We start from the raw sequence: 18,662 nt of genomic DNA on the forward strand, positions 1-18,662 counted from the left end.
GTTCACGCGCTATGACAAAACCGATGTGATGTTCGCTGCCTTTATTACGGTTGCACTCATCGCAGAGGCCTTGAGATAGCGTTAACAGGCTCTAGTGCTGTCCAAGCCTCATGGGTTGCGCTAACAAATTTTTTTGTCTATTGTAAAAATATCCTCATCTTGTCTTGACTAAAGATGTTACAAGCTGTACAATTTGTAAATCGCTCTAAAAATTAGAGCGATAAATTAGATGTAAAAATTGTTCTTGTGAGGGTTTTTGGTTTGGTTATGTTTTATTGGCTATCGGAAATTCATTTTTTCAGTATAAGTATTATTAATAAAATAGTTAATTGGTTATGTTCAATATAATGAATAGACTGATATCTGAAAGATAAAAAATAGTAAGCTGATAGGTACTATTTCATTCCCAATTAGAAGTAAAAATATTTTGAAAATATTGATTTAATTTATAACTTAAAAATGATTTACTATTTAATTTAATTAAAAAAATTTGGAAAATCAATGCTTTATATAATTGCTTTATTCGCACCTTTCTTGGTGGTAATGATCAGAGGAAAAATATTTACTGGTATTGCATTGCTTGTTTGTCAAATTACCTTGATCGGCTGGATACCTGCAATAATTGTGGCGTGGATAATTATTCGAGCTAATAGCAATAACAATCGCTCAACAAAAGGCGAAAAAAAATGCTCGAATGTATTCCGTAATTTTATTCTATCAATGAATGATGATGTAAAAGAAAACCCTAATTTTGATGTATTAGAAGCAGCTAAACAAGCAGGTATAAATCCTCAATTAGTCTTGACTACGGTTTCTTCTGCCATTCTGTTTGACTACGCACAGCGAAAGATTCTCTTGGTCGATAATGAGGCAAGCATGGTCGTAACAACTTATAACTTTGCTGAGCACTTTAAAGGAAGATTTATAATTTATATTGGCAATAAGAAGTTTAACTTTATTGATAATATAAAGAAGATTGATGAAATTGAGCGTATTTTTTATAAATTTTGGGATAATAAACCTCGTGCCTCGAAAGCAAAACAAGAATTACTCGATCTTCAGATGATTTTGCAGATTGTTTAATTAATTTTTTCTGGACGTCTAACAGGCCGCTGAAATACTGACTGCGTCAGCGCAGCAACTGGCTCGAAGCGGTTTGTTTTTGCGGTTAATTTTCATATTTGGAAATCACAGTGCCTTTTGACGTTGCGGCTGGCGACCTGAATCGTCCTTGTCGCCTTTTTGATTCACTTATTGCCCCTGCAGACGCATTTGTCCCAACGTGCGCATGCGCGTGAGGTTATACGCGGCCATCGTCAGCACAAACATCTGGTCCACGCGCTCAAGCCCGCGCACCATCACCTGGCGAATTCCTCCCACCGTTTTGGCCCAGCCAAAACCCTGCTTGATGAGCTTTCTCTTTTGCTGCGAGATGGCATAACCTTCACTTTGGGCGATGGTGTCTGGCACCGCCGAGCGCCGGCCCGAGGTGTTTTGTGCCACATGCGGGATGACGTTCATCGCGATGCACGCCTCGATGAACTCCTGCGCGTCGTAGCCCTTGTCCGCGCCCAGCGTGATTTTGGCTCGCTCGTCAAACACAGCTTGCTTCGCATCACAAATCATGGACTTGGCCGCTTCGCGCTCGGCGTAGCCGTCTGCCCGCGTGACCACGGCGCTGGCAATCAAGCCATGGCGGTTGTCGCTCAGCGTGTGGCCCATGAAGCGCAGCTCGCTGCCTGTCTTGCCCTTGCGGTACAGCCTGGCGTCACCGTCAGTGTTTGACTCGTGCGTCTCGTTCGATCGGCTCTGCCCCTTGAAGCTGCCACCTCCCTGGTCGCCGTCACTGCCGTCCTTGCGCACAAAGCTCTTGTGACTCGCCCAAGCCTGAATGAGCGTGCCGTCCACGCTGAAGTGCTCGCCCGAGAGCCAGCCATGCTCGTCGGCGCTTTGCACCACATGGTTGAACAGCTCAATCACTGCGTCATGGGCCAGCAAGCGCTCGCGGTTTTTCGTAAATACCGTGGGCACCCACACCGCATCGTCCATCGCCAGGCCGATGAACCAGCGGTACAGCAGGTTGTACCGCTACCTGCTCCATGAGCTGGCGTTCCGAACGGATGCTGTAGAACACCTGGAGTAGCATGGCGCGCAGCAGCTTTTCGGGCGCGATGCTGGGCCGCCCGCCTTTGCTGGGTGCCTCGTACATTGCGGCAAACAGCCCATCCATCTTCACCAAAGCTGCGTTGACCATCTGGCGTATCGGGCGCAGCGGATGGTCGCTTGGCACAAAGTCCTCCAGACGGTGCAGCGTGAAGGGACTTTCGGTGAAGGTGTCGGCTCCGCGCATGTATGGGCTGGGTTGGTATCGGGTCAGAAAAAGGGTTGTTTCAGATTATCGAGTGAGGCTGAAAACCTGCAGACTTCGATTTGAGGTATTTCAGCGGCCTGTTAGGATCGTCTGTACGATAAGGGTGGTCGGATGAGCCAGATTTAATCAATCTGGATGATGATCGCGATAGAGCATCACCAATCACGATGCAGTTAGTCTGGCAATCCTATTGCGTTCAATCGTTTGAAGGATGCTTGTATACACTCAGACTACTTCCGATCTGGTTGGTGAAATATTAGATATGAAGAAAGCTCCGTGTGTCATTTTGCAACTTTAAATGTCTGAAAAGACTATTGTTAGAAGTTATTATGCGAGGAAGTGGGGCCAGCCTCAAGTCTAAAAGTCGATAGGTATCAGTCAATGGCAACAGCTCAGTTGCGTTGAATGCCGTGCACGTTTTCGTAATTTCGGTCTAGTTGATAAGTCTGGCATAGAAAGTGGTCAAGAGCACTATGCCGGAAAAACGCTACTCGTACGCTTTCAGCACACTGAGACATGCGCTGTTGCATGTCGCTTGGGCTGACCTTCTACTGGCTACTGGCTCGGCTGATTTAGTGCAGGGCAACAGCAACGGGTTCGATGAGGTGGCTTGTTTGATCGTTGTCATGGGGTTTTGATTAAGTGATTAAATGCCCGTTCATGGCGATTACTTTTAATAGCGGCTATGCTGAAACTACCACCCTCCATTTTGACCGGTCAGGCTTTACACCATGAGTACAACCAGCCCTTCTGTTCACCCTACGCGGATTGAGCGCGACACGTTTGGCCCGATTGACGTTCCGGCTGACCGGCTGTGGGGCGCGCAGACCCAGCGCTCCTTGCAGAACTTTGACATTTCCGGCGAGCATCAGCCGGTCGAGCTGATCCGGGCGCTGGCGCAGGTCAAACGCGCATCGGCGCGGGTCAATCAGGCGCTGGGGTTGCAGGATGCGCGCAAAACCGACGCCATCGTCTCCGCCGCCGATGAAGTCATTGCCGGCCAGCACCCGGACGAGTTCCCGCTGGTCGTGTGGCAAACCGGCTCGGGAACGCAGACCAACATGAACGTCAACGAGGTGCTGGCGAACCGCGCCAGTGAACTGCTGGGCGGCGAGCGCGGCGATGCCCGGCTTGTTCATCCGAATGACGACGTGAACCGCAGCCAGTCGTCGAACGATGTGTTTCCCACGGCGATGCATGTGTCGGCGGTCATTGGCATCACGCACCGGCTGCTGCCGGCGCTTGAAAAACTGCGCAGCACGCTGGCGCAAAAGGCGCTTGACTTTGACGGCATCGTGAAAATCGGCCGCACCCATTTGCAGGACGCCACGCCGCTCACGCTGGGCCAGGAATTTTCGGGCTATGTCGCCCAACTGGCGCATGGCGAAAAGCATGTGCGCGATGCGTTGCCGCATTTGTGTGAGCTGGCGCTGGGCGGCACGGCCGTGGGCACCGGGCTGAATGCGCCCAAAGGCTATGCCGAACAGGTCGCGGCTGAACTGGCGCAGCTGACCAGCCTGCCATTTGTCACCGCGCCGAACAAGTTCGAGGCGCTGGCGTCGTGCGACGCGCTGGTGCATGCGCACGGCGCGCTGAAAACGCTGGCTGCCAGTCTGATGAAAATTGCCAACGATGTGCGCTGGCTGGCCAGCGGCCCGCGCAGCGGTATTGGTGAATTGAGCATTCCGGAGAACGAACCGGGCTCGTCGATCATGCCGGGCAAGGTCAACCCGACGCAAAGTGAAGCGCTGACCATGCTGGCCGCGCAGGTGTTCGGCAACGATGTGGCGATCAACTTTGGCGGTGCGTCGGGCAACTTTGAGTTGAACGTGTTCCGGCCGATGGTGGCGTACAACTTTTTGCAAAGCGTGCGTCTGCTGGCCGATGGCATGGTGAGCTTTAACGACCACTGCGCCGTCGGCATCACGCCCAATCGCGAGCGCATCGCGGAACTGGTCAGCCGCTCCTTGATGCTGGTGACCGCACTGAACCCGCACATCGGCTACGACAAGGCGGCTTTTATCGCCAAGAAGGCGCACAAGGAGGGCAGCAGCCTGCGCGAAGCGGCGCTGGCCTCAGGCCATGTGACCGCCGAAGAGTTTGACGCCTGGGTCGATCCGGCCCGCATGGTGGGCCGGTAGACGATTCGGGCGCTGCGTTTCGCATGTCTGAAAAGCTGATCTATCTGCTGCAGCGGCTGCTGCACAAAACCTGGGTGCGGTGCGCGCTGTTTTCATTGGCGGCGCTGGTGGCGGTGACGCTGGCAAAGCTGCTCGGGCCGCTGATTCCCGAGGACATCGCTTTCAAGCTGGGCTCGGATTCCATTGGCAGCCTGCTCAACATCATTGCCACCAGCATGCTCACGGTGGCGGTTTTTTCGGCCAGCACCATGGTGTCCTCGTTTTCGGCGGTGGCCAGCACAGCCACGCCGCGCGCGTCTCAGTTGTTGATTGAAGACAGCACCATCCAGAACACGCTGGCCACGTTTGTCGGAGCTTTTCTGTACAGCGTGATTGCGCTGGTCGGGCTCAATGCCCAGATTTATGGCGGTGGCGGGCGGCTGGTGCTGTTTGGTTTCACGCTGCTGATTTTGTTGATGGTGGTGATCGTGCTGCTGCGCTGGCTCGACTATTTGTCGGTGCTGGGGCGCATGGGCGAAACCATCAGCCGGGTCGAAGCGGCCACCACCAAAGCGATGGCGCAGCGCCTGAAAAAGTCGTTCATGGGCGGACAAAAGCAAGCCGAAAACGCCCGTGGCGACCACCCGTTGCATGCGCCGGCCACGGGGTTTGTGCAGCATGTGTCGATGGATATTTTGCAAAAATGCGCGCAACGCGCCGATGCCACGATTCACCTGCACGTCCAGCCGGGCGACTTTGTCGAGCCTTCGATGGTGATTGCTACCAGCACGCGCCCGCTGGACAAGGAGAGCAGCAAGGCCGCCTCTGATGCGGTGCTGATTGGCAAGGCAAGAACGTTTGACCACGACCCGCGTTTTGGCGTGCTGGTGATGGGCGAGATTGCCGCGCGCGCCTTGTCGCCAGCGGTGAACGACCCCGGCACGGCCATCGTCGTGCTGGCGACTGCCGTCAGGGTGATGATTTACTGGGTCGATGAACAGCGGGCGCACGAGAAGTGCCTGCAAGACAACCCCGATCCCAACGCCAGCCAGCCCGAATTCGACCGTGTGTCCGCGCCGAATTTGCGCGAAGCGGGCATGCTGACCGATGTGTTTGAGCCGCTGGCCCGGCATGGCGCGCTGGCGGTGGATGTGGGCGTGGCGCTCCAGCACGCGCTGGCCTCGCTGCGGCGGCTGAACCACACGGCGTTCAATCCGACGATTGACCAGATTTCGCGCGACGCGATTGAGCGGGCCGTGCATGCCGGCCTGTTTGCGCCCGATCTGGAGTGCCTGCGCGAAGCCGCGCTGGCAGAGCGCCAGGCCCGGCCGGGCTGAACCGGCTGCGGGAGGCGCAACCCGCCCGCTGGACGACAGCCAGCGAAGAATCGCGCTACAGAAGGGGGCGTGAAGCCGCCATGAAAAAAGCGTTTCTGCTATGGTTTAAATAGCTGGAAGCGCTCGTCCTGCTTGCGAAAAAGGCTGATTTGGCTTAAAAACCTGACGGGTCAGAGGCTGCCCATTGAGGGGTGCCACGCCAGACGTACTCTCAGTGCTCACGAAGACTGGCGCTCGGGCACGGCGTCATCGGGTGGAACCACCTTGCCGGGAACCCGCAGGTGCAGTGCCGCCTGCGCCATCATGTTGGCCGAGACGGGGGCCGTCACGAACACGAACAGGGTGATCAGCAGTTCCGCAAAACCGGCGCGCCCCTGGGCGGCGGCCAGCAGCATGCTGGCCAGCAACAGGCCGCCGATGCCCAGGGTCGAGGCCTTGGTTGGCGCATGCAGGCGCATGAAAAAATCGGGCAGACGGACCAGGCCGATGGCACCCACCAGCAGGAAAAAAGCGCCCACCAGCAGCAAGACTGCCGCCAGCCCTTCAATAACAGGATGAAATTCCATGGTCATGCCTTTTGCTTCATTCGATGACGTCGCCGCGCGTCAGGTAGCGTGCCAGCGCCACGGTGGAGACGAATCCCAGCATCGCCATGATCAGGGCCGCTTCGAACAGCAGCGCGGTGTTCAGGCGAATGCCCAGCAACACCACCAGCGCCACGGCGTTGATGTAAAGCGTGTCGATGGCCAGCACGCGGTCGATGAAGTGCGGGCCGCGCACCAGGCGCCAGGCGCACAGCACCAAGGCCAGCGACACCGCGCCCGTTGCAATGTCGAGCGCCAGCGCCAGGAGGTTGATGTTCATGGGCTTTCTCCTTTTGGCATGGTGGGTGGCGAGGATTCAAAAATGGCCTGCAGCGGGCGCTCGTAGCGTGCCTTGATGTCGGCCACCATCTGCGCGGGATCGGTGCAGTCCAGTGCATGAACCAGGATATGGCGGCCCTGCTCGTCGATGGTGCACGACACCGTGCCGGGTGTGGTGGTGATGATGCTGGCCAGCAGTGAAATGGCGGTGGGGTGGTTGAGCGCCAGTGGCAGCGTGATCCAGGCGGGCTGCATTTTCGACATCGGCCCCAGCACCAGCCGGGCCACGGTGATGTTGGACACCACGATGTCCCACAGCACGACCCCCAGCAGCCGCACCGCCGGCAACATGCGCATAAACCCGGAAACAGGCAAAAAACCGTGCAGCAGGCGCGGCACGACAAGGCCGATCAGCACCGATGAAATCAGGTGAAAGGGCGCCAGTGTGTGCTGCAGCAGCAGCCAGCTGACCGCCAGCAGCACCGACAGCCAGGGGTGGCCGAACCAGCGTGACTTTTCTGTCTTGTTCATGGCTTGCCTTTGGGTGCCGGCAACACCACTTCGCCTTCACCGCCCCGGTAGGGCCGGGTGGTGTCGGCCGCCGCGCCGCCCACCGGACCCAGCACCGCTTGCGCGTAAGCGGCCCGGTCCGCCAGTTGCAGCGCCGCCGCATCGGTGTAGCGTTTGAGCGGCGAGGCCGCCACGGCCAGCAGCAGGCTCAAGCCGAGAAGCCCCAGCGTGGCGCGTATCAGGCGCAAGCTGGAACCGGCGCGGATCGAATGTTTGCCTTGGGGCAGGACGTTCCAGAAAAGGATGGAGCCGGCGCGCGCCAGGCCAATCAGCGTCATGATGCTGGTCACCAGCACCACGCTCCAGACCCAGGCATGGGCGGGTGTCAGCGCCGAGCTTTCAAGAATCATGAGCTTGCCCAGAAAGCCAGGCAGCGGCGGCAGGCCGGCCACGGAGGCTGCCCCCAGCAGCGTCATCATTCCAAGCAAAATGGGCTGGGCGACGGGGGCCGCAGGTTGCAGCCGGTCGCCGGACTCGCCGCGTTGCGTGGCCACCAGCTCGACCAGCAGGAACAGCGCCGCCGCCACCAGCGTGCTGTGCATCATGTAGTAAAGCGCCGCCGACAGGGCGGCCGGCGTGTACAGGCCGACACCTGTCAGGACGGTGCCAACCGACGCCACGGTCAGGTAAGCCACCAGCCGCGCCAGGCTGTGCGCGGCCAGTGCGCCCAGCACGCCCAGTGCAATGGTCAGCAGCGCCGCCGGCAGCAGCCAGGGTTGAGCCGCCAGCGCGGCATGACCCGCGCCATCGCCCAGCATCACGCCATGCACGCGGATGATGCTGTACACGCCAACCTTGGTCATGATGGCAAACATCGCGGCGACCGGCGCACTGGCAGCGGCGTAGGCGTTGGGCAGCCACAGATAGAGCGGCACGATGGCGGCCTTCAGGCCGAACACCACCAGCAGCACCATGGCGCCCGCCTTGAACAGCGCAGCCTGCTCGGGGCCGAGCCGGCCGACGCGCAGCGCCAGGTCCGCCATGTTCAGCGTGCCGGCCACGCCGTAAATGATCGCCAGGCCGACCAGAAACAGCGCCGACGCCACCAGGTTGAGCACCACGTAATGCACGCCCGCCTTGAAGCGCTCCTGGCCCTGGCCATGCACCAGCAGCACATACGACGCGATCAGCAGCACCTCGAAAAACACGAACAGGTTGAACAGGTCGCCGGTCACGAAGGCGCCCGACAGGCCCATGAGCAGAAAGTGGAACATGGTGTGAAAGTGCCGTCCGCGCGCGTCCCAGCCGCCAGCGGCATACCAGAGCACCGGCACCGCAATGGTCCAGGTCAGCGCCAGCATCATCGCGCTCAGGCGGTCCACCACCAGCACGATGCCAAAGGGCGCAGGCCAGCCGCCCAGGGGGTACACGTTGAGTGAACCCAGGGCGGCTTCGGCCATCAGCCGCCAGGCCAGCACGGCGCCCAGCACCACCGACGAGAAGCTGAGCAGCCGCCGCCCGCCGTGGTTGGCTTCGCCGCCCTCGTCGCCCATCAGCAACAGGGCGACGGCGGTGAACATCGGCAGCAGCACCGGCAGCACCGGCAGGTGCGTTTCAAAAAAGAGGCTCAGGAGTTCACTCATGCGGCGTCGTTCCGGGCAGGGCCGGTGCGGTGGCCGGGCTCGTGGCCGTCCACATGGTCGCTGTTGGTTTCATGGCGGCTGCGCAGTGCCAGTTCCACCACGAAGCCGGTGGTGGCAAAGCCGATCACGATGGCGGTCAGCACCAGCGCCTGCGGCAGCGGGTCGGCCACCCGCCCGGTGGCGGAAAGAATCGGCGCCGCATCCTGCCAGAGCCGGCCCATGGCGAAGATGAACACGTTCACCGCATAACCCAGCAGGCTCATGCCCAGCACGACCGGCCAGGTGCGCCCGCGCAGGATCAGGTAGATGCCGGCGGCGGTGACAGCCCCAATGCCGCTGGCTACGAGGAATTCGAGGCTCATGGTTGGACTCCGCTGGAAGGGGTTGAGGGTGGGGCTGCAGCGGTTTCGCGGCTCACGTTGCCCAAACTGGACAGCGTCAGCAGCGTCGCGCCGACCACGGTGATGTACACGCCCAGGTCAAACAGCGCAGCGGTGGCCAGCGGCAACTCGCCCAGCAGCGGCACGAAAGGATGGCCGTGGGCACTGGTCAGGAAAGGCTGGCCCAGCGCGAAGGCGCCGATGCCCGTGAGCCCGGCGATGCCCAGGCCCATGCCGATCCAGCGCACAAAGCGGCTGCCGCCATCGGCCCGCAGCAGCGCCTCGGCGCGCGACTGGCCCATGGCCATGTACTGAAGCACCAGCGCCACGGCGGTGATCAGCCCGGCAATGAAGCCGCCGCCGGGCTGGTTGTGGCCGCGCATGAAGATGTAGAGCGTCACCACCAGCGCCAGCGGCAGCAGCATGCGCGCGGCCACGCGCAGCATCAGCGGCTGTGTGGCAAAGGTCCACGGCAGGCCGCTGCTGTCCGCCGCCGGGCGGCGTGCGCGCATGCCGTCCATCAGCGCCAGCACGCCGACAGCGGCAATTGCCAGCACGGTGATTTCGCCGAAGGTGTCATACCCCCGGAAGTCCACCAGGATCACGTTGACCACATTGGTGCCGCCGCCGGCCACGGCCGAGTTGTTCAGGAAATACCAGGCAATCGAGTCGTGGTCGCGCGTCAGCATCACCCAGGCCAGCCAGGCCATGCCCGAGCCGCCGGCCAGCGCCAGCACGCCATCGCGCCAGCGGCGGGACACGCTGGATTCACGCGGCGTTTGCCGGGGCAGCAGCGCCAGGCCCATCAGCAGCAGCACGGTGGAGACGACTTCAACCGTGAGCTGCGTCAGCGCCAAGTCGGGCGCCGACAGGCTGACGAAGGTGAGGGCGGTGACCAGGCCAATCACCCCGGCCACGACGACTGACTGGAAGCGGTCATGGTGGCGCAATACCAGCCATGCACACGCCATCAGCAGCACACCCCAGAGCACCAGCGCCGGCAGGGTGACGGGCAGCAGCGTGCGCGAACCTGTGCCCGGCGCATCGCCAAGCAATAAGGGCGAAGCCGCCACCACCAGGGTGGCGATCAGCATCCAGGCAATGTAGCGCTGCAGGGAATAGGTCTCCAGCAGCGCAGTGATGCGGCCTGCGCTGCCAAACAGGCGGTCGATGCCGCGCGTGAACAATTTCAGCCCGGTCAGCAGGCCAAACCAGTTTTCAGAATCCAGGCGGTGCAGCCGGCCACCGCGCGCCAGGGTGAAATACAGCGCTGCACCACCGGCCAGTGCCAGCACGCTCAACACCAGCGGCAGGTTGAATCCGTGCCAGATCGCCAGGCGGAATTCAGGCGGCGCCGTGCCCAGCATGGCGGTGGCGGCCACCAGCACCATCGGCCCGAGCAGCAGCGACGGCAGGATGCCGACTGCAATGCAGACCAGCGCCAGCAGGATCACCGGCATTTTCATGCCCAGGGGCGGCTCATGCGGCTGTGGCTTGGGCAGATCGCGCGACGGTCCATTGAAGAAAATGTCGTGAACCAGCCGCACCGAATAAGCCACGCTGAACAGCGCCGCCAGGGTGGCAACGGCCGGCACCCCCCAGCGCCAGCCGCCCGCCTGGGCGAAGGTCACGCTCTCGGTCAGGAACATTTCCTTGGACACAAAGCCGTTGAACAGCGGCACGCCCGCCATGGCCGCCGCCGCCACCATCGCCAGCGTTGCCGTCCAGGGCATGAGATGGCGCAGGCCGCCCAGCAGGCGCATGTCGCGCGTGCCGGTTTCATGGTCGATGATGCCGGCAATCATGAACAGCGAAGCCTTGAAGCTGGCATGGTTCAGGATGTGGAACAGCGCTGCCACCGCCGCCAGCGGCGAGCCCAGGCCGATCAAAAACGTGATCAGCCCCAGGTGGCTGATGGTTGAGTAGGCCAGCAAAGCCTTGAGGTCGTGCTTGAAAATCGCAATGAAGGCGGCAAACGCCATGGTCACCAGTCCGGTGGTGCTGACCAGGCCTGCAAACAGCTCGGTGCCGCCAATGACCGGCGTCAGGCGGGCCAGCAAAAAGATGCCGGCCTTGACCATGGTGGCCGAATGCAGGTAGGCCGACACCGGGGTCGGCGCCGCCATGGCTTGCGGCAGCCAGAAGTGAAACGGGAACTGCGCGCTTTTGGTGAAGCAGCCGAGCAGGATCAGCAGCAATGCGGCGGGATAGAGAGGATCGGCCTGGATGACCGCGCCCTGGCCCAGCATCTGGCTCAACTCATAGGTGCCGGCGATCTGGCCGAGCAGGATAAAGCCGCCCAGCATCGCCAGGCCGCCGCCGCCGGTGATGGCCAGCGCCATGCGCGCGCCGTCGCGCGCGTCGGCCCGGTGCTGCCAATAGCCCACCAGCAAGAACGACGAAATGCTGGTGAGTTCCCAGAACACGATCAGCAGCAGCAGGTTGTCCGACAGCGCAATCCCCAGCATTGCCGCCATGAACAGCATCAGCGTGCTGTAGAACTTGCCGACCGGATCGTCCTTGCCGAGGTAGAAATGCGCATAAAGGATGATCAGCAGGCCGATGCCGGTGATCAACAGTGCAAACATCAGCGACAGGCCATCGAGTCGCAGGCCCAGGTTCAGGCCGATTTCCGGCACCCAGGGGATGAATTCGTACAGCACTTCGCCGCGCATCACGGCAGGCGTCCGGATCAGCAGCAACGCCAGGCTGGCGGCAGTGACTGCCGCAGCCAGCCAGGCCGTGCGGCCACGGGCGCCCGCAGACCGTTGAGCGCCGGACCAGCCGGTGACGAGGGTGCCCGCCAGCAGCGGCAAGAGAATGATCAGCAGTAGCAAGGTTTGGGCGTCCTTCAGCAAGCAGTCATTTTAGGGAGCAGGTTTTTCTGTCAGCGCATGTGGAATTGATGCGCCTCAACGACGCCTGTGCCTCTGGCAGGCTTTGCGGGCCGGTGCTCAATGCGGGCGATCCGGGGTCTTTCCACGCCGTATCAGCACCACCACCAACGTGATCACCGTGATCGGAATTACGAAGCTCATCATGACCGTCGAGAACACACCCAATGCCGCATGCTGCTGCGTGGCCAGAATCAGGTAGGTGACATAGGCAAGGTAATACAGCAGGAACACACCGCCTTCCCAGCGGGCGATTTCATGCCCGGTCATGAAGACCGGCAGGCAGGCCAGTGACACGGCAATCATCACCCAGATATCGAAGTTCAGAATGGCCACCGGCACCGCCAGGCCAAGATCGCCCGACACGATTCCCGACAGGCCCAGGCAGCCCAAAATGTTGAAGGTACTGCTGCCCACCACGTTGCCCACCGCGATGTCGCGCTCACCCTTGATGGCCGCGGTAATTGATGTCGCGACCTCGGGCATCGACGTTCCCGCAGCGACGATGGTCAGGCCGATCACGAGATCACTGACGCCCAGAGCCTTGGCAAAGGTCACGGATGCGTTCACCAGCCATTCAGATCCGATGACCAGACAGGCCAGACCGACGACGATGAGCAGCAACTGCGCTGGCAGCTTTGAGTCCCAGCCGCCGGGAACGGCGGGCTTGACCTCCGCTGCGTATTCGTCGTGCGCACCCTTTGTCTCGTTGCGTGACTGGACGATCAGAAACACGGTGTAGGCAATCATCAGGGCAAACAAAATACCGCCATCTAGAAAGCTCAACTTGCCGTCCAGGCCGAGCGCCAACAGCAACAGTGAGGCCCCGATCATGATCGGTACTTCCTGTCGGATTAGCTGGATATTGACCACCAGCGGCGTTATCAACGCTGACACGCCGAGGATGAACAGCACGTTAAAGATGTTGCTGCCGACCACGTTCCCGATCGCGATGTCGGTCTTGCCGTCCAGCACAGCACCGACCGAAACCGCCACTTCGGGTGCACTGGTGCCAAAGGCCACGATCGTCAGGCCCACCACCAGCGGCGAGATGCCGAACGACAGCGCCAGTTTCGATGCGCCCCGCACCAGCAGTTCGGCCCCCAGAACCAGTCCGATCAGGCCACCAATGAAGAGCAGGAAGGTCATGCGAAGCCTCTAAAAGTTTTAGTGGGAATTCTTGCCGGGTGACATCATGCGGTCGGTGGCGGCAATCGCCAGGGCGCTGAGCAAAAATGTGATGTGGATCACCGTTTGCGCAATCAGCACCCGGTCAGTGTAGTTGTCGGCATTGATGAAGGTCTTGAGCAGGTGGATCGAGCTGATGCCGATGATGGCCGTGGCCAGCTTGACCTTGAGCACCGAGGCATTCACATGGCTGAGCCACTCCGGCTGGTCGCGGTGGCCTTGCAGGTCCAGGCGGCTGACAAAGGTTTCATAACCCCCGACGATGACCATGATCAGCAGATTGGAAATCATCACCACGTCAATCAGCGCCAGCACCACCAGCATGATGACGGTCTCGTTCAGCGTGGTCACCGGCGCGCCGGTCTTGTAGCCAATGCTCGTGACGAGCGCCTGCAAGGCCGTCTGGCTGCCAAAGACCGCCTCGACCAGGTGCAGCAACTCCACCAGGAAATGAAAGACATAGACCCCTTGGGCCGCGATCAGCCCCAAATACAGCGGCACCTGCAGCCAGCGGCTGGCGAAGATCAGGTTGGGCAAAGGGCGCAGCGGTGTGAGTTTGGGGGGCGTGGGTAAGGACATGGGGGAAATCGTTGTTAGAGGCTGGGAATTGTAGGACGCGCCGAACTTTGGCCGAAGTGCATGGATTAAGCGTGAAGCACGTCAGTGGCCTGTAAGTGCCAAGCCCGAAAGTAGCCCGCACGCCATAAACCCAAGGAGAGACAACCCATGAGCAGCCCCGACAATTCCATTCAATCCGTACTGGTCGAAAACCGCGTCTTTCCGCCCAGCGAGGCGACCGTCAAGGCCGCCCGCATTTCAGGGATGGACGCTTACAACGCACTGTGTGCTGAAGCGAGCAGCGACTTCGAGGGCTTCTGGGCCCGGCTGGCACGCGAAAATCTCAGCTGGAAAAAGCCTTTTACCGAAGTGCTTGATGAGTCCAATGCGCCGTTTTACAAATGGTTTGCCGACGGTGAACTGAACGCTTCCTACAACTGCCTGGATCGCCACCTGGGCACGCCGACAGAAAACAAAAAAGCCATTATTTTTGAAGCAGATGATGGCCAGGTCACCAACGTCACCTACAAAGAACTGCATGGCAAGGTCAGCCAGTTTGCCAGCGCGCTGAAAGATCTGGGCATCAAAAAGGGCGACCGCGTCGTCATTTACATGCCCATGACGGTCGAAGGCATTGTTGCCATGCAGGCCTGTGCTCGCATTGGTGCGACGCACTCGGTGGTGTTTGGCGGCTTTTCGGCCAAGAGCCTGCAAGACCGCATTCAGGACGCCGGCGCGGTGGCGGTGATTACCGCCAATTACCAGCTGCGCGGCGGCAAGGAATTGCCCCTCAAAGCGATTGTGGACGACGGCCTTGCGCTGGGCGGCTGCGAATCCATCCAGAACGTGATTGTTTACCAGCGCACCGCGACGGCCTGCAACATGGTCGCCGGCCGCGACAGCCTGATGCACGAAGTGGTGGCCAAAGCCAACCCAGTCTGCGAGCCTGAATTTGTCGGTGCCGAGCATCCGCTGTTTGTGCTCTACACCTCCGGCTCGACCGGCAAACCCAAGGGCGTGCAGCACAGCACCGGCGGCTATTTGCTCTGGGCCAAGCTGACGATGGACTGGACGTTTGACCTGCAACCTTCCGATGTGTTTTGGTGCACCGCCGACATCGGCTGGATCACCGGCCACACCTACATCACCTACGGCCCGCTGGCGGCTGGCGCAACGCAAGTGGTGTTTGAAGGCATCCCGACCTACCCGAATGCTGGCCGCTTCTGGCAGATGATCGAAAAACACAAGGTCACGATTTTCTACACCGCACCGACTGCCATCCGTTCGTTGATCAAGGCTGCCGACGCCGACGCCGCAGTGCATCCAGACCGCTCCGACCTGAGCAGCCTGCGCATTCTGGGCTCGGTCGGCGAGCCGATCAACCCCGAAGCCTGGATGTGGTACTACAAAAATATCGGCAAAGAGCGTTGCCCGGTGGTCGACACGTTCTGGCAGACCGAAAACGGCGGCCACATGATCACGCCGCTGCCTGGCGCAACGCCGCTGGTTCCGGGTAGCTGCACACTGCCGCTGCCCGGCATCATGGCCGCCATCGTCGATGAAACCGGCAAGGAACTGCCCAACGGCTCGGGCGGCATGCTGGTGTTTACACGCCCTTGGCCTTCCATGATACGCACTATCTGGAACGACCCTGAGCGTTTCAAGAAAAGCTATTTCCCGGAAGAAATGGGCGGCAAGATTTATCTGGCCGGCGACGGTGCCGTGCGCAACATCGACAACGGTTATTTCCGTATCACCGGCCGCATTGACGACGTGCTGAACGTCTCCGGCCACCGCATGGGCACGATGGAAATCGAGTCGGCGCTGGTGGCGCATCCGATGGTGGCCGAAGCCGCCGTGGTGGGCCGTCCTGATGACCTGACGGGCGAAGCGATTGTGGCCTTTGTGGTGCTTAAGCGTTCACGCCCCACGGGCGACGAAGCCAAAGCCATTGCCAAGGAATTGCGCGACTGGGTCGGCAAGGAAATTGGACCGATTGCCAAGCCGAAAGACATCCGTTTCGGCGACAACCTGCCCAAGACGCGCAGCGGCAAGATCATGCGCCGCCTGTTGCGCGGCGTGGCCAAGGGCGAAGCGGTGACGCAAGACACCTCGACGCTTGAGAACCCGGCGATTCTGGAGCAGCTGGCGCAAAATCTGTAAAGACTGCGCAAGCCGCGCGCCCTGCAACAAAAAAGCCCGTTAGTTAACGGGCTTTTTTTTGGGTGAATGCAGATTCGCCGGACGTGACCGGCGGCTGCGCAAGGCAATTACTTTTGCGACAGGATCCAGGCCACCAGCTTTTTGGCTTCGTCAGGATTGACTTGGGCATTGGCGGGCATCGGCACCGGCCCCCAGACGCCTGAGCCGCCCTTGAGGATTTTGGCTTCCAGCTTGGCGGCTGCATCTTTTTGGCCTGCGTATTTGGCGGCAACGTCTTTATAGGACGGGCCAACCAGTTTTTTGTCCACTGCATGGCAGGCCATACAGTTTTTGGCCGTTGCCAGTTGCAGGTCAGCCATAGCCGGTGCGCAGACTGCAAAACCTGTCGCCACGGCAGCGATTGCCAGAAGAGTGCGTTTCAGTTTCATGGGGTTCCTTCGTTCGTCAGAGAGATGGATTCGGTTACAGTCAATTAACGCGATTGTAGGGGCGGCCGTTGACTCTGCCTTTTCACCCCGACAAGCAGGGAATTACCAGAATGACAGGAGTTTGACGATGTACTTTTTATTGATCGGTATTTTGGGCTTGGTCTTGAAACTTCTGGAAATCGGCCCTTTGGCCACCATGAGCTGGTGGCTGGTGCTGTCTCCTTTTGCATTGGCGGTAGCCTGGTGGGCCTGGGCTGACGCTTCGGGCTATACCAAACGCAAGGAAGTCCAGAAGATGGACGACCGCAAGCAAAAGCGCCTCGACAAGCAACGCGAGGCGATCGGTCTGGCAACGAAAAAACGTCGCTAGAGCATCCTAAAAACGCCTTGGCAGGGCGAAACTGAATGCCTTCGCCTCAATTAAAAAGCCCGTGAATCCTGCAATTCACGGGCTTTTGCATTAAAAAACTGCCGGCAACTGATCAATAGTCGTCAAGCACCGCACCTTTGCTGGCGCTTGACGCATTGAAGGCGAACTTGGCCTGCACACCGCGCGTGTAGCGCGGGGCTGGCGGCGTCCAGCCGAACTTGCGGCTGGCCAGTTCTTCGTCGCTGATGTTGAGTTGCAGCAGCAATTGCTTGGCGTCAATCGTGATGGAGTCGCCTTCCTGGATAAAGGCAATGTTGCCGCCCGCAGCGGCTTCTGGCGCGACGTGACCGACCACCATGCCCCAGGTGCCTCCCGAAAAACGTCCATCGGTGATCAAGCCGACGGTTTCGCCCAGGCCCGCGCCAATCAGCGCACCGGTAGGGGCCAGCATTTCCGGCATGCCGGGGCCGCCTTTGGGGCCGAGGTAGCGCAGCACCATCACGTCGCCTGCCACGATCTTGCCGTCCAGAATTGCTTTGAGGCCCGACTGCTCGTCATCAAACACCCGCGCCGGGCCGGTCATGACCGGGTTTTTCAGACCGGTGATTTTGGCGACGCAGCCTTCGGGTGACAGGTTGCCTTTCAGGATGGCGAGGTGGCCTTGGGCGTACATGGGCTTGTCGATGGGGCGGATCACGTCCTGGTCGGCGCGCGGCGCATCGGGCACATCCTTGAGGGTTTCAGCAATCGTCTGGCCCGAAATCGTGATGCAGTCGCCGTGCAGCAGGCCGGCCACCAGCAGCATTTTCATGACTTGCGGAATGCCGCCCGCCTGGTGCAGGTCGACCGCTAGGTACTCGCCCGAAGGTTTGAGGTTGCACAGCACCGGGGTTTTTTGGCGCACGCGCTCAAAGTCGTCAATCGTCCATTCCACGCCAGCGGCGTGCGCGATGGCCAGAAAGTGCAGTACGGCATTGGTCGAGCCGCCGGTGGCCATGATGACCGCCACCGCGTTTTCGATGGACTTTTTGGTCACGATGTCGCGCGGCTTGATGTCTTTCTTGACGGCTTCAATCAGCACCCGGGCCGACTCCTTGGCCGAGTTGACTTTTTCGTCATGCGGATTGGCCATGGTGCTGGAGTAGGGCAGCGAAATACCCAGCGCCTCGAACGCGCTGGACATGGTGTTGGCGGTGTACATGCCGCCGCAGCTGCCGGTGCCGGGAATGGCGCGGCGTTCGATTTGCAGCAGGTCTTCATCGCTCATGCGGCCGGCGGCGTTTTCGCCGACGGCTTCAAACACGCTGACGATGTTCAGGTCTTTGCCCTTGTAATGGCCGGGCAAAATCGTGCCGCCATAGACAAAAATGGCCGGCACGTTCGCGCGCAGCATGCCCATCAGGCCGCCGGGCATGTTCTTGTCGCAGCCGCCAATCACCAGCACGCCGTCCATCCACTGGCCCTGCACGCAGGTTTCGATGCAATCCGAGATGACTTCCCGGCTGACCAGCGAATATTTCATGCCTTCGGTGCCCATGGCCATGCCGTCGGAAATCGTCGGCGTGCCGAACACCTGCGCATTGCCGCCGGCTTCTTCAATGGCGTCAATCGCCGCATCGGCCAGTTTTTGCAGGCCGCTGTTGCACGGCGTGATGGTGCTGTGGCCGTTGGCCACGCCGATCATGGGCTTTTTGAAGTCGCCTTCTTCGTAGCCCATGGCGTAGTACATCGAGCGGTTGGGTGCGCGGGATTTGCCTTCGGTGATATTGGCCGAGCGGCGGTTGATGGCGAGATCGTTGGTTTGCATGGGCTTGCCTTGATGAGTTGTGCGCTTGGC

15 protein-coding genes and 1 pseudogene are annotated in these 18,662 nt (G+C 60.0%); 5 read left to right on the plus strand and 11 right to left on the minus strand.

Going from position 1 to position 18,662, the window contains the following annotated elements; translation table 11 throughout:
* Positions 1 to 501: 501 nt before the first annotated feature.
* Positions 502 to 1,083, plus strand: a complete 582-nt coding sequence (locus RCH06_RS14670) for a YqaE/Pmp3 family membrane protein (protein ID WP_327082208.1) — start codon at positions 502 to 504, stop codon at positions 1,081 to 1,083.
* A 168-nt stretch (positions 1,084 to 1,251) separates the two neighbouring features.
* Here the strand turns inward: RCH06_RS14670 and RCH06_RS14675 are convergent.
* Positions 1,252 to 2,350, minus strand: a pseudogene (locus RCH06_RS14675) (IS5 family transposase).
* A 752-nt stretch (positions 2,351 to 3,102) separates the two neighbouring features.
* On the opposite strand from RCH06_RS14675, the gene fumC reads away from it, so the two are divergent.
* Both fumC and RCH06_RS14685 read left to right on the plus strand, forming a co-directional pair.
* Positions 3,103 to 4,512, plus strand: coding sequence for a class II fumarate hydratase (gene fumC / locus RCH06_RS14680; RefSeq protein ID WP_327082209.1), 1,410 nt, complete (start codon positions 3,103 to 3,105; stop codon positions 4,510 to 4,512).
* A 23-nt stretch (positions 4,513 to 4,535) separates the two neighbouring features.
* Positions 4,536 to 5,828, plus strand: coding sequence for a DUF2254 domain-containing protein (locus tag RCH06_RS14685; RefSeq protein ID WP_327082210.1), 1,293 nt, complete (start codon positions 4,536 to 4,538; stop codon positions 5,826 to 5,828).
* A 218-nt stretch (positions 5,829 to 6,046) separates the two neighbouring features.
* Here RCH06_RS14685 and RCH06_RS14690 read toward each other — a convergent pair whose 3' ends face one another.
* From RCH06_RS14690 to RCH06_RS14725, 8 genes are all read right to left on the minus strand, one after another.
* Positions 6,047 to 6,400: a Na+/H+ antiporter subunit G gene (locus RCH06_RS14690; RefSeq protein ID WP_327082211.1), complete on the minus strand. Its 354-nt coding sequence runs from the start codon at positions 6,398 to 6,400 to the stop codon at positions 6,047 to 6,049.
* A 10-nt stretch (positions 6,401 to 6,410) separates the two neighbouring features.
* Positions 6,411 to 6,692, minus strand: a complete 282-nt coding sequence (locus tag RCH06_RS14695; protein ID WP_442799690.1) for a K+/H+ antiporter subunit F — start codon at positions 6,690 to 6,692, stop codon at positions 6,411 to 6,413.
* Complete coding sequence (locus tag RCH06_RS14700; protein ID WP_327082212.1) at positions 6,689 to 7,222, minus strand: Na+/H+ antiporter subunit E; 534 nt, start codon at positions 7,220 to 7,222, stop codon at positions 6,689 to 6,691. Before RCH06_RS14700 ends, RCH06_RS14695 begins: the two co-directional genes overlap by 4 nt.
* Entirely contained in the window at positions 7,219 to 8,844 is a 1,626-nt protein-coding gene (locus RCH06_RS14705) for a monovalent cation/H+ antiporter subunit D (protein WP_327082213.1), read from the minus strand. Before RCH06_RS14705 ends, RCH06_RS14700 begins: the two co-directional genes overlap by 4 nt.
* Positions 8,841 to 9,206: a Na+/H+ antiporter subunit C gene (locus RCH06_RS14710; RefSeq protein ID WP_293636953.1), complete on the minus strand. Its 366-nt coding sequence runs from the start codon at positions 9,204 to 9,206 to the stop codon at positions 8,841 to 8,843. The genes RCH06_RS14705 and RCH06_RS14710 overlap by 4 nt, the downstream gene beginning before the upstream one ends.
* On the minus strand, positions 9,203 to 12,061 hold the full coding sequence (locus tag RCH06_RS14715; RefSeq protein ID WP_327082214.1) for a monovalent cation/H+ antiporter subunit A: 2,859 nt from the start codon (positions 12,059 to 12,061) through the stop codon (positions 9,203 to 9,205). Before RCH06_RS14715 ends, RCH06_RS14710 begins: the two co-directional genes overlap by 4 nt.
* A gap of 117 nt (positions 12,062 to 12,178) precedes the next feature.
* The gene (locus tag RCH06_RS14720) at positions 12,179 to 13,267 is read right to left on the minus strand and encodes a calcium/sodium antiporter (RefSeq protein ID WP_327082215.1); all 1,089 of its coding nucleotides are present in this window, start codon (positions 13,265 to 13,267) and stop codon (positions 12,179 to 12,181) included.
* Between the two features lie 18 nt (positions 13,268 to 13,285).
* Positions 13,286 to 13,885, minus strand: coding sequence for a TIGR00645 family protein (locus RCH06_RS14725; protein ID WP_327082216.1), 600 nt, complete (start codon positions 13,883 to 13,885; stop codon positions 13,286 to 13,288).
* Between the two features lie 147 nt (positions 13,886 to 14,032).
* Here RCH06_RS14725 and acs point away from each other — a divergent pair, with 147 nt between their 5' ends.
* Positions 14,033 to 16,027, plus strand: coding sequence for an acetate--CoA ligase (gene acs, locus RCH06_RS14730; protein ID WP_327082217.1), 1,995 nt, complete (start codon positions 14,033 to 14,035; stop codon positions 16,025 to 16,027).
* A 107-nt stretch (positions 16,028 to 16,134) separates the two neighbouring features.
* Here the strand turns inward: acs and RCH06_RS14735 are convergent, their stop codons facing one another.
* Positions 16,135 to 16,449 carry a c-type cytochrome gene (locus tag RCH06_RS14735; RefSeq protein ID WP_327082250.1) on the minus strand — a complete coding sequence of 105 codons (315 nt, stop codon included), beginning with the start codon at positions 16,447 to 16,449 and terminating at the stop codon, positions 16,135 to 16,137.
* A 133-nt stretch (positions 16,450 to 16,582) separates the two neighbouring features.
* Here RCH06_RS14735 and RCH06_RS14740 point away from each other — a divergent pair, with 133 nt between their 5' ends.
* A complete protein-coding gene (locus tag RCH06_RS14740) occupies positions 16,583 to 16,825 on the plus strand; it encodes a TIGR04438 family Trp-rich protein (protein WP_327082218.1) in 243 nt (80 codons plus the stop codon).
* A gap of 112 nt (positions 16,826 to 16,937) precedes the next feature.
* Here RCH06_RS14740 and ilvD read toward each other — a convergent pair whose 3' ends face one another.
* Positions 16,938 to 18,632, minus strand: coding sequence for a dihydroxy-acid dehydratase (gene ilvD / locus RCH06_RS14745; protein ID WP_327082219.1), 1,695 nt, complete (start codon positions 18,630 to 18,632; stop codon positions 16,938 to 16,940).
* Positions 18,633 to 18,662: the final 30 nt, after the last annotated feature.

Source organism: Polaromonas sp. CG_9.5 (genome assembly GCF_035984465.1).
Lineage (GTDB): Bacteria > Pseudomonadota > Gammaproteobacteria > Burkholderiales > Burkholderiaceae_C > Polaromonas.

What these genes read in the sequence shown, in the direction of transcription:
- ilvD (WP_327082219.1), bottom strand. Translation starts at nt 18,632, where the DNA reads ATGCAAACCAACGATCTCGCCATCAACCGCCGCTCGGCCAATATCACC.
- acs (WP_327082217.1), top strand. Translation starts at nt 14,033, where the DNA reads ATGAGCAGCCCCGACAATTCCATTCAATCCGTACTGGTCGAAAACCGC.
- RCH06_RS14740 (WP_327082218.1), top strand. Translation starts at nt 16,583, where the DNA reads ATGTACTTTTTATTGATCGGTATTTTGGGCTTGGTCTTGAAACTTCTG.
- RCH06_RS14685 (WP_327082210.1), top strand. Translation starts at nt 4,536, where the DNA reads ATGTCTGAAAAGCTGATCTATCTGCTGCAGCGGCTGCTGCACAAAACC.
- fumC (WP_327082209.1), top strand. Translation starts at nt 3,103, where the DNA reads ATGAGTACAACCAGCCCTTCTGTTCACCCTACGCGGATTGAGCGCGAC.
- RCH06_RS14670 (WP_327082208.1), top strand. Translation starts at nt 502, where the DNA reads ATGCTTTATATAATTGCTTTATTCGCACCTTTCTTGGTGGTAATGATC.
- RCH06_RS14725 (WP_327082216.1), bottom strand. Translation starts at nt 13,885, where the DNA reads ATGTCCTTACCCACGCCCCCCAAACTCACACCGCTGCGCCCTTTGCCC.
- RCH06_RS14690 (WP_327082211.1), bottom strand. Translation starts at nt 6,400, where the DNA reads ATGACCATGGAATTTCATCCTGTTATTGAAGGGCTGGCGGCAGTCTTG.
- RCH06_RS14700 (WP_327082212.1), bottom strand. Translation starts at nt 7,222, where the DNA reads ATGAACAAGACAGAAAAGTCACGCTGGTTCGGCCACCCCTGGCTGTCG.
- RCH06_RS14695 (WP_442799690.1), bottom strand. Translation starts at nt 6,692, where the DNA reads ATGAACATCAACCTCCTGGCGCTGGCGCTCGACATTGCAACGGGCGCG.
- RCH06_RS14705 (WP_327082213.1), bottom strand. Translation starts at nt 8,844, where the DNA reads ATGAGTGAACTCCTGAGCCTCTTTTTTGAAACGCACCTGCCGGTGCTG.
- RCH06_RS14710 (WP_293636953.1), bottom strand. Translation starts at nt 9,206, where the DNA reads ATGAGCCTCGAATTCCTCGTAGCCAGCGGCATTGGGGCTGTCACCGCC.
- RCH06_RS14720 (WP_327082215.1), bottom strand. Translation starts at nt 13,267, where the DNA reads ATGACCTTCCTGCTCTTCATTGGTGGCCTGATCGGACTGGTTCTGGGG.